Raw genomic sequence first — 11,866 nt, forward strand, 5'->3', positions numbered from 1 at the left:
GCCTGTCCGGCGATTGAGGACGAGCGCCGTTCAGGCGCGAACCGGGGGTGCAGGGGGCGGAGCCCCCGCATGGGGTCTGGGGCGCAGCCCCAGGGAGCCGCACTCTCAAGTAGCCGCACGGGTGGGTGGGTGGGAAAAACCCCCGGGGTCTGGGGCGGAGCCCCAGGGGGCTGCACCCTCAAGTAGCCGCACGGGCGGGCGGGTGGGAAAACCCCCCGGGCCGGGGCGGAGCTACGAGTGGCCCAGATCCTCCGTCGCGTCCGCGACATCCGGCACAGACCCACCCCGCCCCGGCCGAAGGGCCAGCACATCAGGAGCCACCGTATCCAGCACCGGCGCAGCCGGCCGCGGCGGCTTCGGCATGACCGCCGCCTCGGAGTGCCCACCGCACCCGTAGTCGAGCGCCACGACATGCCCGTCCGCAGGACCGAATTCGTTGGCGCAGATACCGAAGGCCTGGGAGAGGGACCCGGCGATCGGCACGAGGAACGCGCAGGACACGCAGGAGGCCGGCGCCGCCTGAGCCATCGCGGACTTGCCGCCGAAGGATTCCTCCCAGCGGTCGGCCGCGGCATGCAGCCCGTACCGGGACAGGACCCGCGCCCGGCGCATGCCGAGCTCTTCGGCGACGGAGGCGATGGAGCCGCGCACGGTGCCGGCCGGAGCGTCCCGGTCGGCCAGCTCGGCGTCCTCCGCCTCGACCCGCTCGGCCATCTCCTCGGAGACCACCGCGTTGGGCGGCGGCGCGTCCTCACCGGTGTAGCCGGGTTCAAGGCGCAGGTCGTCGGCCTCGGTGGGCAGCAGGTCGCCTGGACCCATGTCGCCGGGGCGCAGCCGTTCGCTCCAGGGCACCCATTCGGGGGCCTGGAGGGCGTCGGGGCCGGGCAGCAGCACCGTCTCGTCGAGGGTGATCAGCTTGGCCCGGGAGGCGCGGGCGACGGTCACCGCCCAGCGCCAGCCCCGGTAGCCGAGCTCCTTGCACTCGAAGAAGTGCGTGACGACCCGGTCGCCCTCCGACTCCAGGCCCACATGCTCGCCGACCACACCGGGCGCGGCGGCTTCCTCCGCCGCCTCGCGGGCTAGGTCGACCGCCTCGGCGCACAGGCGGTCAGGGGTACGGCTTCGCGTCGTCGCAGCACTCACAGGTCTCGCTTCTCTCCTACGCCGTCTCACGGGTGCGCCGGGGAGCCGAATGCGTACGGGTGGCGGGCGGAGCGGACCAGGGGGCCGCGTCAACGTCCGCGCCCGGGCGATCAACTGCCCAGCGGCTGTCCAGTTTCACTGACCAAGGGGGTCCCCCCTGCTCCGTATGAGCCTGGAGGCGCACCTTCTGCGACCCATTCTGCGGGATCACGGAGAGGCGCGCGGCCTTGGGCAGCCGCGGGCGGCGCGCCTGTCACGCTACCCCCTTCGGGGCCCCCGGCCCACCTGCGCGTCCGAATCCTGGTTCGGGTCGGACGGGCTTGGGGCACTATGGCGGGGTGGCAACCGTGAGGTCGTCAGGGTCTTCGGACGGGTACGGCCGCCTCCGCAGGGCGGGGCGGGCGGTCGGTCACGCCCTGCGCCTTCCCTTCTCGGGGACGGCGCGTTCGATCAGAAAAGCCACCCATGCGCATGGCGCCGGTGAGTCGGGGCTCGGCAAACTGATCGAGTTGCACGCGGTGAACGGCGCGGGTGACGTCCTGATCACCGTGGCGCTCGCCTCGACCGTGTTCTTCTCCGTGCCGACCGACCAGGCGCGCGGCCGCGTCGCCCTGTACCTCGCGATCACGATGGCGCCGTTCACTCTCCTGGCGCCCGTGATCGGCCCGCTGCTCGACCGGATGCCGCACGGCCGCCGCGCCGCGATGGCCGGCGCGATGCTGGCCCGCGCGCTGCTCGCCCTCACCATGTCGGGCGCGGTCGCCACCGGCGGCCTTGAGCTCTATCCCGCGGCGCTGGGCGTGCTGGTCGCGTCGAAGGCGTACGGCGTGGTGAGAAGCGCCGTGGTGCCGCGGCTGCTGCCGCCCCGCTTCTCCCTGGTGAAGGCGAATTCGCGGGTCACCCTCGCCGGCCTCCTCGCCACCGGCGCCGCCGCCCCGATCGGCGCGGGGCTCTCCCGCGTCGGGCCCGAGTGGCCGCTCTATGCGGCGTTCTGTGTCTTCGCCGGGGGTACCTTCCTGGCGTTCACGCTGCCCCACAAGGTCGACTCGGCGAAGGGCGAGACCAAGGCGCGGCTGTCCGACGCGCGGCTCTCCGACGCACGGCGCCCGGGCCGCCGCGAGGGCCCCAAGCCCGGCCTGCGTACGGTCGGCGTGTCCGTGCAGAACGGCCTGTACGCCAACGCCGCGCTGCGCGCGCTCTCCGGGTTCCTGATCTTCTTCCTGGCGTTCCTGCTGCGCGAGCACCCGCTGGCCGGCCAGAGCGCGGCCGTCTCGCTCGGCATCGTGGGCGTCTCGGCGGGTGTGGGCAACGCGCTGGGCACCGCGGTCGGCTCGCTGCTGCGGGCGCGCGGGCCCGAGGTCCTGATCGTGACGATGCTGACGATCGCGCTGGGCGTCGCCGCCCTGGCCGCGGCGTTCTTCAGCGGTCCGATGGTGGCCGTGCTCGGCGCGACGGCGGGGCTCACCCAGGCCCTGGCCAAGCTGTCCCTGGACGCGATGATCCAGCGCGATGTGCCGGAGGAGGTCCGTACCTCCGCGTTCGCCCGCTCGGAGACGGTGCTCCAGGTGGCGTGGGTGCTCGGCGGCGCGATCGGCATGGCGCTGCCGCTGAACGGGGTCCTCGGCATGTCGGTGGCCGCGGCCCTGCTCGCGCTGGGCGCCGTCGTCTCGGTACGGGGCCTGCTGGGGGCCGCGCGACGGAGCGCGCCCCGAGCCCGGGTCGCCTGACCCGCGCCACCCCGGCCAACCGCGCCCCCCGGCCGACCCGGCCCAGCACAGGTCCCGCGGCCGCCAACAACCCGGCACGGGCCCCCGGCCAACACCGACCCAGCACGAGTCCCCGACCGACACCGACCCAGCACGGGCCCCCGGCCAACACCGACCCAGCACGAGTCCCCGGCCGCCATCGACCCAGCACGGCTCCCCGGCCGCCACCAGCCCGGCGCGCCCCCGGCCGACACCCACCCCAGCCCGGCACGCCCCCGTCCGACACCGACCCGGCACGGGTCCCCCGGTCAACACCGACACGGCACGCCACACCCCCGCGCGGGTTGGCGGGGGGCGACCGATAGCCTTCGCTCCATGACCGTTGCGTTCACTTCCGGTAGGACCCGCCGGGCCGGCTTCGCACTCGCCGCCGCCTCCGCAGGACTCCTCGTCCTCTCCGCCTGCGACAAGCCGACGCCTCTCGCGACCGTGACGGTCGGCACCGACTCCGTCGACACCGAGGCGTCCTGCCGCGGCACCGACGGCAAGCCGCTCGCGGACGAGAAGCTCACCAGCTGCCTCAGCGGCGTCAAGGACGCCAAGACGATCGACTACGCGCCCGGCGCGACCCTGCGTCTCGGCGTCGAGCCCAAGGTCGTCGAGGACGGCAAGAAGTGGATCGCGCTGCTCGACGGCAGCCCGATCACCGAGGCGTCCTCGCAGACGTACCGGAGCTTCCCCGGCGCCGACGTCTTCTCCACCGGCGGGCAGGGTGCCGCGCCGAAGGAGAAGAAGATCAGCATCATCCAGCTCAACAAGGACAGCAAGCCCGAGTCGGTCTGGAGCTTCACGCTCAAGCGCAGCGACTCCTGACGAGTGGGTCCCGCCTGATGCGTGTCCTGGTCGTGACCGCGGTGGCGGCGGAGGCGGACTCCGTCGCCGCCGGTCTCGCGCTCGCCGGGTACGAGCACCCCGGCGAGGAGCACACCCGGAACGCCTTGGTCGCCGGGCCCGCATTCACCCCGTCGCCGCCGGCCCGGTTCGGCCGCGCGGGACACGAGATCCATGTCTGCCCGGCGGGGGTGGGGCCCGCCGCGGCGGCGGCCGGCACCGCCCGCGCCCTCGCCCTCGCCCTCGGCTCCAACCCTGGCCCCGGCTCCAATCCCGGCCCCGGTTACGACCTGGTGGTCTCGACCGGCATCGGCGGCGGCTTCCCCGGCGTCGCCCCGCTCGGCTCACTCGTCGTGTCCTCGACGATCGTCGCGGCCGACCTGGGCGCCGGCTCGCCCGAGGGCTTCATCCCCGTCAGGGAACTCGGCTTCGGACGCCAGGAGCTGTCCGTACCCAGCTCGCTCGGCCGCCGCGCGACGCGGGCGCTGGGCGCCGCGCACGGCCCGGTCCTCACCGTGACCACCGCCACCGGCACCGCCGAGCGCGCCGCCGAACTCCTGGCCCGCCATCCGCACGCCCTCGCCGAGGCGATGGAGGGCTTCGGTGTCGCCGAGACCGCCGACGTCTTCGGCCTGCCGGTCCTGGAAATCCGCGCGATCTCCAACGAGGTCGGCCCGCGCGACCGTTCGGCCTGGCGGATCGGCGACGCGTTGGCCGCCCTCACCGACGCCTTCGCGAAGCTCCCGCCCGTACTGGAGAGTTGGACACCTCATGACGACTGAACCGGCACTGAAGATCGCCTACTCTCCCTGCCCGAACGACACGTTCGTCTTCGACGCGTGGGCGCACGGCCGGGTGCCGGGCGCGCCCGCCCTGGACGTCACGTTCGCGGACATCGACATCACCAACGGCATGGCCGAGCGCGGCGAGTTCGACGTGCTCAAGGTGTCGTACGCGGTGCTGCCGTGGGTCCTCGACGAGTACGCCCTGTTGCCCTGCGGCGGCGCCCTCGGCCGGGGCTGCGGCCCGCTGGTCCTCACCCGCGAGGAGGGCAGCGACCTCACGGGCAGGACGGTCGCGGTGCCGAGCGAGAAGTCGACGGCGTATCTGCTGTTCCGGCTGTGGGCCGCGGAGGTCGTGCCCGGCGGGGTCGGCGAGGTGGTCGTCATGCCGTTCCACGAGATCATGCCCGCGGTGCGTGACGGCAAGGTCGACGCCGGGCTCGTCATCCACGAGGCCCGGTTCACCTACCAGAACTACGGGCTGCACTGCCTCGCCGACATGGGCGAACACTGGGAGGCGACCACCGGTCTGCCCATCCCGCTGGGCGCGATCATCGCCAAGCGCTCGCTGGGCGACGACACGCTGCGCCTGCTCGCCGATTCGGCGCGCGCCTCCGTGCGGCTCGCCTGGGAGGACCCCGAGGCCTCCCGGCCCTATGTGACGGAGCACGCCCAGGAGATGGACCCGGCCGTGGCCGACCGGCACATCGGGCTGTACGTGAACGAGTTCACCGCCGACCTCGGCGAGGACGGCTACGCCGCGGTGCGCGGGCTGCTGACACGCGCCGCGGCCGAGGGGCTTGTTCCGCCCCTCGGCCGCGACGCGCTGTCCTTCGCCGGCTGACGCGACGCGCTGTCTTCGCCGGCCAGGGGACGTCCGGCGGATCAGCCGTCCGACGCCGGCCGGCCCCGCATCAGACGTCCAACTGGTCGGCGACCGCGCGCAGCAGGCCGGCGATCTTGCCTCCGGACGCCTTGTCGGGGTAGCGGCCCTTCTCCAGCATCGGCGTGATGTTCTCCAGGAGAGTCGTCAAGTCCTGGACGATGGAGGCCAGTTCGTCGGGCTTGCGGCGCTGCGCGGCGGCCACCGAGGGGGCCGGGTCGAGGACCGTGACGGAAAGGGCCTGGTCGCCGCGCTGCCCGGCGACGACGCCGAACTCGACACGCTGTCCGGGCTTGAGTGCTTCGACCCCGGCGGGGAGCACGGAGGAGTGGACGAAGACGTCGCCGCCGTCGTCCCGGGAGAGAAAGCCGAAGCCCTTCTCACTGTTGAACCACTTGACCTTGCCGGTGGGCACGTCTGTCCTCGTCCTCGTACTCGTCGTTGGGTGCGGGGCGCCGAAAAACCGAAAAACCGCTCCGGATAGCACTGCGACGGGCCGCCTGCCGACCCGCCGACACCAAGGCTAATGGCCCAGGGGCTGCTGACAAGACGTCCCGGCCTGTCCTTACGTGCTGGGAACTACCCTGGCGGGGTGAGTACCGAAACCCAGGCCAAGACCGACCGTTCCGCCCCCACCACCGGTGATCGGCTGGTTCGCGTCGGCGTCGTCGTGTTCTTCGTCGGCGCCCTCGCCACGCTGGTCACGGTGGCGCCGCTGTTCCTGCACACCGACCCGTTCCCGTCCTTCGCCTACCTGGTCTGCATGCTGATGGGCGCCGGCTTCCTGATCGCGGGGGCGGGCGTGCTCCTGACCATCGCGGAGCAGCGCCGCCAGGCTCGCGCCTGACCCGCGCACCCGGCCTTCCGGACCGGCCCGTTCCGCCCCCGGAGCGGTTCCTCCCGTACGCAAGTCCGAGACCTGGCTGTCAAGAGCGTTCGGCGACGTAACCCTTCAACCAGGCCGGAAATGACGTCAGATCGTCAAGGACGACGTCCGCGCCGGCCGCGCGCAGCTCGTCCGCGCCGATCGGGCCGGTCGGCACCGCGACCGCGAGGGCGCCCGCGGCGTGCGCCCCGAGCACGTCGCCGAGGTGGTCGCCGACGTACACCGCGGCTCCGTGCGCGCGCAGCGCGGTCGCCTTGGCCTCGGCCCACAGCCCGCCGACGACCTCGTCCGGCTCGATGCCCAGGTGGTCGAGGTGCAGCCGGGCCTGCGGCGCGTTCTTCGCGGTGACGACGACGGCCCGCCCGCCGAGCTCCCGCACCGCCCGCACCGCGTCGGCCGCGCCGGGCAGCGCGGGCGTGGGCAGGATCGCGCGTGTGGGGTAGATCTCACGGTAGGCGAGGACCATCGCGGCAATCTTTTCCTCCGCGAACCAGTGCCGCAGCTCCCAGTCGAGGGGCGGACCGAGCCTGCTGACGGCCTGGTCGGCGTCGATGTACGTCCCGGTCGCGGCGGAAAGCTCCTGGTAGACGGCGCGGATACCGGGCCGGGAGTCGATCAGGGTCATGTCGAGGTCGAAGCCGACCGTGGGGGCGCCTATGGGCATGGGGCCATTGTGCCCAGGTGTACGCAGCGCCCGGCCCTGGGAGGACCGCGGTGGGCGGCGCGGGGGGTATATGGCGGGGCGGCGGTACGGCAGTACGGCGATATACGCCGGCACGAAGGCGCGGCGGCACGGCGGGGCCGCGGGACGAAGACACGGCGGCACGAAGGCGCGGCGGCACGGCGGGGCGGCGGCACGAAGACACGGCGGTACGAAGGCGCGGCGGCACGGCGGGGCGGCGGCACGAAGACACGGCGGTACGCCGACGCAGAGGCACAGCGGCGCAGAGGCACGGTGGTACGCCGACGCCGCGCGCAAGGCGGTCGGCCTTGCCCAGCGTGACCACCCGGCACGCCGTGCCGCCCCGCCCGACGCGAATCCGTGGCGCCCTACAGCCCGCTCCGCCGCGCCCGCCACACCAGGAACGCCGCCGACGACACCGCCGCCACCCTGATCAGCCACGGCCACATCCCGGTCAGCGCATCCCCCATCGCACCCTCGGCGATCGGCGTGCCCCACCGCCCGTTCTGGCGGCCCCAGAGCCAGACCAGGCCGCCCAGCAGGGTCAGCCCCGGCATGCCGAAGACCGCCCACTTCGACTCGGCCCGGCTCAGCCTTCGGGAGGCGTACGCGAGGAGCCAGCCGGCGCCGAGCGCCAACCACAGGCCGAACGCCGCGCCCGCCACCAACAGGGCCGCCGCGAGGAGCAGGAGGGGGTTGCGCAGACCGGGCCGTCCGGCCTCGACCCGGCGTCGCCGCAGAAGGCGCCTGCGCAGGGCCGGTGCGGCGCCGACGACATCGGCGCCCTCCCCATCGGCCCCGTCGGCCTCCGCCTCTTCCCCGAACTCCCCCTCGTTTCCGCCTTCTTCCTCGTCTTCGTCTTCGTCCTCGTCCTCGTCCACCGCAGGGGGCGGTTTGAGTATGTCGGGGATCTCCACCCCGCCGACGAATCCCGCGACCGAGCCCCCCGCCAGGGGCTCCGCGGGCCCGAGCCGCCACCAGTCGGGCTCGACTCCCTGCGTGCCGAGTTCGTCCATGCCCGCCAGGTGCGGCGGCGACGGCACCACGGGCGGAGCCACGTCCGACGTGCCGGGGCGCGGGCGCGGAACGCGCTTGGCCCGCCCGGGGAACAGCCGGTCACGCTGGACCGGCACGCCCGGCCCGGACTCCGACCCGTACGGCCCACCGGCACCGGAAGCGAACCCCGCCGAACCGGCGCCCGAGCCGCCGCCACGCGCCCCGGCGCCGCCCGAACCGCTGCCACGCGCGCCGGAGCGAGCACCCGAACCGCCCGTCCCCGACTTCGCTCCTGGCCCCGACTTCGACCGAGGCTTCGCCTTCGCCCCCGAGCCGAACCCCGAACGACCCGAACCCGAACCCGAACCGGAACCGGAACCGGAACCGGAACCGGACGATCCCGAACCCGACACCCCCGAACCCGACGCTCCCGTACCCGAACCAGGAGAAGCGCCGAACCGGGAAGGCGAGCCAGGCCCCGAACCGGCCCCCGAACCAGCCCCGGAGCCGGATCCAGAACCAGAACCGAGTCCCGCCCCGGCCCCCGCCCCGGACCCGAACCGCCCCCACCCCGCACCCGCCCCGGCCCTGAAGCCGGATCCCGACGTGGCCGTCTCCACCACTTCCTCCGGGCTCCCGAACCGCCCGAGGATGCGCCGAACCGTGGCCGGGGTCTCGTTGCCGGACTTCGCGCGCTGCGAGTCGATCTCGTTGCGCAGCGACGACACGAGGCGCATCCGGTCCCCGGAAGGCAGCTGCTGTTGCTGGGCCAGGTCGCCGATCCGGCTCAGGTAGTCGTAGACCAGCTGGTCGCTCTCGATCCCCACGCGCGTTTCCCCTCCGCTTTCCCCTCCACGGACCCGGCCCGCCCCCGAGCCCCGCGAGGAGCAGGGGGACCTCCGACCTCTCCAAGAGCCACCGTCCGCCGGTCCGGTCGCGTTTCGGACACGGGCTCTGGCTCCTGACGGTAGCGCGCACGGGCTACCGTGGGGCGGATGGGGACCGGCGAGCGCAATCAGGAGGCGCACGTGTCCGAAGGAACGACCGGCGCGACGGGCGGGGCTGCTGCGGCACCCCGCGCCTCCGTTTCGGCATCCCGCGCCTCCGTTTCGGCATCCCGCAGCGCCGCCTCGGCACCCCGTACCCTCGCCGAGTCCCTGCGCGCCCGCACCGACGACTCCCTGGCGGCGCTGCTGCGGATCCGGCCCGATCTGCTCTCCCCCGTGCCGGGCGACCTCACCCAGCTGGCCACCCGCGCCGGCACCCGGGCGTCCGTCGTACGCGCCCTGGAACGGCTCGACACGTTCGCCCTCCAGACCGCGCAGGTCCTGGCCGTGGCCCCGGACCCGGCCCCGTACGAGGCGGTACGCGCCTTGCTCGCCGGGGACGACGGTGACGCGGAGGTCGAACGGGCGCTGCCCGCCGCGCTCGCGGCGCTGCGCGAGCAGGCCCTGGTCTGGGGCGGCGACGACCGGCTGCGCCTGGTGCGTACCGCCCGCGAACTGCTCGCGCCCTCCCCCACCCACCCCTCCCCCACGGGCCTGGGCCCGACCGTCGCCGAGGCCACGTCGGGCATGTCGCCGGGCCGCGTCCAGGAGATCCTTCAGACGGTGGGGCTCCCGGCGACCCACGACCCGGTGTCGGCCGTCGCCGCGCTCACCGCGCTTTTCACCGACCGCACCCGCATGGGGGAACTGCTCGACACCGCTCCGTCCGACGCGTTGACGGTTCTGGACCGTCTGGTGTGGGGGCCGCCGTACGGAGAGGTGTCCGCCGATCCGCCGCCGCCGGTGCGCTGGCTGCGCGACCACGGCCTACTGCTTCCGGCCTCCGCGCGCACCGTGGTGCTGCCGCGCGAGGTCGCCCTGCATCTGCGCGCCGGGCGCGCCCACCGCACCACCGAGCCGGTGGCGCCGGCTGTCGTGCCGCTGCGCGAATACCGTCCACAGGTTGTGGACGCGACGGCCGCGGGCCAGGCGTTCACCGCGCTGACCACCGTCGAGGACCTGCTCGCGGAGTGGAACGAGGGCGGCCCCGCGGTCCTGCGCGCCGGCGGTCTGTCCGTACGCGACCTCAAGCGCACCGCGACCGCCCTCGACGTCTCCGAGCCGGTCGCCGCCTTCTGGCTCGAACTCGCTTACGCGGCAGGCCTGTTGGCGTCCGACGGCGAGGTGGACGAGCGGTACGCGCCGACCCCGGAGTACGACGACTGGCTGGAGCTGCCGCCCGCCGAACGCTGGGCGCGGCTCGCGGTGGCCTGGCTGGCCGCCACCCGTACCGCGGGTATCGTCGGCGAGCAGGACGCCAAGGGGCGCACGCTTTCCGCGCTCGGACCCGACCTCGACCGCTCCCCCGCGCCCGAGGTACGCCACCGCGTCCTGTCCCTGCTCGACACCCTGCCCGACGCGGCCTCCCCCGACCCCGCGTCGCTGCTCGCCCGGCTGCGCTGGGAGCATCCGGCCCGCAGCGGCCCCGACGACCTGCGCTCACGCCTGGCCCCGTGGACGCTGTCCGAGGCGGAGTTGCTGGGCGTGACCGGCCGGGGCGCGCTGACGACACATGGCCGTACGCTCCTGGCCCCCGCATCCGGAGCCGCCGAACGCGAGGCCCTTGGGCGGCTCGCCGCGCGGGCGCTGGCGCCGCACCTGCCCGAGCCCGTCGACCACGTACTGCTCCAGGCCGACCTGACGGCGGTGGCGCCGGGTCCGCTCAGGCGGCCGCTCGCGGCGATGCTCGGGGTGCTCGCCGACATCGAGTCCAAGGGCGGCGCCACGGTCTACCGCTTCACCGCGGGCTCGGTGCGCCGCGCCCTCGACGCCGGCCAGACCGCCTCCGACCTCCAGGCCTTCCTCACCGAACACAGCCGTACGCCGGTGCCGCAGCCGCTGAGTTACCTGATCGACGACGTGGCCCGCAGACACGGCCACCTCAGGGTGGGCGTCGCTTCGGCGTACGTACGCTGCGACGACGAGGCGATGCTGGGCGAAATCCTCGCCGACAAGCGCAGCCGGCCGTTGCACCTGCGCCGCCTCGCTCCGACGGTCCTCGCCACGACGGCCGAGCCGGCCGCGCTCCTGGAGGGGCTGCGCTCGATGGGGTACGCGCCTGCCGCCGAGTCCGCCGAGGGCGATGTCCTGATCACCCGCGCCGACTCCCGCCGCACCCCGCGCCGCACGGCCCCCGTCCCCGTGCCCGACGGGCCGCCGCACCCGGACGAGACGCTGCTCGACGCGGCGGTGCGGGCGATCCGGGCGGGCGACACGGCGGCGACCGTCGTCCGCAAGGACCAGCCGGAATCCGGCCGCGCGGACGGCGCCCTACCGCGCACCTCGTCCGCCGAGACGCTGGCCACGGTGCAGGCGGCGGCGATGACCGGGTCCGCGGTGTGGATCGGCTACGTCAACGCGGAGGGCTCCGCCAGTCAGCGGGTCATCGCGCCGGTGCGGGTGGAGGGCGGGTTCGTCACGGCGTACGACCACACGGCGGACGAGGTCCGCACGTACCCCCTCCACCGCATCACCGGCGTAGCCGAACTGGCCGAAGACCCCGCGTAAGGCTCCGCCGGTGAACCCCGGGGGGGTTCGCCCACCCTCCCCCAAGCTCTTAAGGAGCAGGGGGGACCCCCATCCCGTGCGGCTACTTGAAGGTGCAGCCCCCTGGGGCTCCGCCCCAGACCCCGGGCGGGTTCGCCCACCCACCCGCCCGTGCGGCTACTTGGGGGTGCGGCTCCCTGGGGCTCCGCCCCAGACCCCGGGGACGTTTTCCCACCCACCCGCCCGTACAGCACATTGAACGAGCCGACCCCTGGGGCTGCGCCCCAGACCCCATGCGGGGGCTCCGCCCCCTGCACCCCCGTTCGCGCCTGAACGGCGCTCGTCCTCAATCGCCGGACGGGCT

Annotated in this window: 10 protein-coding genes; 6 read left to right on the plus strand and 4 right to left on the minus strand. The window is 74.2% G+C overall.

The features are described 5' to 3' along the window. Window positions 1-231: 231 nt before the first annotated feature. Window positions 232-1,143 (minus strand): DUF3027 domain-containing protein, encoded by a 912-nt coding sequence (locus tag ACGFW5_RS35020; RefSeq protein ID WP_393838402.1) that lies wholly within the window; start codon window positions 1,141-1,143, stop codon window positions 232-234. 320 nt (window positions 1,144-1,463) lie between these two features. On the opposite strand from ACGFW5_RS35020, the gene ACGFW5_RS35025 reads away from it, so the two are divergent. From ACGFW5_RS35025 to ACGFW5_RS35040, 4 genes are all read left to right on the plus strand, one after another. Then, window positions 1,464-2,870 (plus strand): MFS transporter, encoded by a 1,407-nt coding sequence (locus ACGFW5_RS35025; RefSeq protein ID WP_393838403.1) that lies wholly within the window; start codon window positions 1,464-1,466, stop codon window positions 2,868-2,870. Between the two features lie 354 nt (window positions 2,871-3,224). Next, window positions 3,225-3,722 carry a DUF2771 domain-containing protein gene (locus ACGFW5_RS35030; RefSeq protein ID WP_393838404.1) on the plus strand — a complete coding sequence of 166 codons (498 nt, stop codon included), beginning with the start codon at window positions 3,225-3,227 and terminating at the stop codon, window positions 3,720-3,722. A gap of 17 nt (window positions 3,723-3,739) precedes the next feature. After that, complete coding sequence (locus ACGFW5_RS35035; protein ID WP_393838405.1) at window positions 3,740-4,522, plus strand: futalosine hydrolase; 783 nt, start codon at window positions 3,740-3,742, stop codon at window positions 4,520-4,522. After that, on the plus strand, window positions 4,512-5,366 hold the full coding sequence (locus ACGFW5_RS35040) for a 1,4-dihydroxy-6-naphthoate synthase (protein ID WP_393838406.1): 855 nt from the start codon (window positions 4,512-4,514) through the stop codon (window positions 5,364-5,366). The genes ACGFW5_RS35035 and ACGFW5_RS35040 overlap by 11 nt, the downstream gene beginning before the upstream one ends. Before the next feature lie 70 nt (window positions 5,367-5,436). Here the strand turns inward: ACGFW5_RS35040 and ACGFW5_RS35045 are convergent, their stop codons facing one another. After that, a complete protein-coding gene (locus ACGFW5_RS35045; protein WP_393838407.1) occupies window positions 5,437-5,820 on the minus strand; it encodes a cold-shock protein in 384 nt (127 codons plus the stop codon). A gap of 144 nt (window positions 5,821-5,964) precedes the next feature. On the opposite strand from ACGFW5_RS35045, the gene ACGFW5_RS35050 reads away from it, so the two are divergent. After that, complete coding sequence (locus tag ACGFW5_RS35050) at window positions 5,965-6,252, plus strand: hypothetical protein (RefSeq protein WP_393838411.1); 288 nt, start codon at window positions 5,965-5,967, stop codon at window positions 6,250-6,252. Between the two features lie 79 nt (window positions 6,253-6,331). On the opposite strand, the gene ACGFW5_RS35055 is transcribed toward ACGFW5_RS35050, so the two are convergent. Together ACGFW5_RS35055 and ACGFW5_RS35060 are read right to left on the minus strand one after the other, a co-directional pair. After that, the gene (locus ACGFW5_RS35055; protein ID WP_393838408.1) at window positions 6,332-6,955 is read right to left on the minus strand and encodes an HAD family hydrolase; all 624 of its coding nucleotides are present in this window, start codon (window positions 6,953-6,955) and stop codon (window positions 6,332-6,334) included. Between the two features lie 386 nt (window positions 6,956-7,341). Further along, a complete protein-coding gene (locus tag ACGFW5_RS35060) occupies window positions 7,342-8,796 on the minus strand; it encodes a hypothetical protein (RefSeq protein ID WP_393838409.1) in 1,455 nt (484 codons plus the stop codon). 168 nt (window positions 8,797-8,964) lie between these two features. Between ACGFW5_RS35060 and ACGFW5_RS35065 the strand changes: the two genes are divergently transcribed. Further along, a complete protein-coding gene (locus ACGFW5_RS35065; protein WP_393838410.1) occupies window positions 8,965-11,523 on the plus strand; it encodes a helicase C-terminal domain-containing protein in 2,559 nt (852 codons plus the stop codon). Window positions 11,524-11,866 lie beyond the last annotated feature (343 nt).

The sequence above is a fragment of the Streptomyces sp. NPDC048416 genome, from assembly GCF_043200435.1.
Classification (GTDB): Bacteria; Actinomycetota; Actinomycetes; order Streptomycetales; family Streptomycetaceae; genus Streptomyces.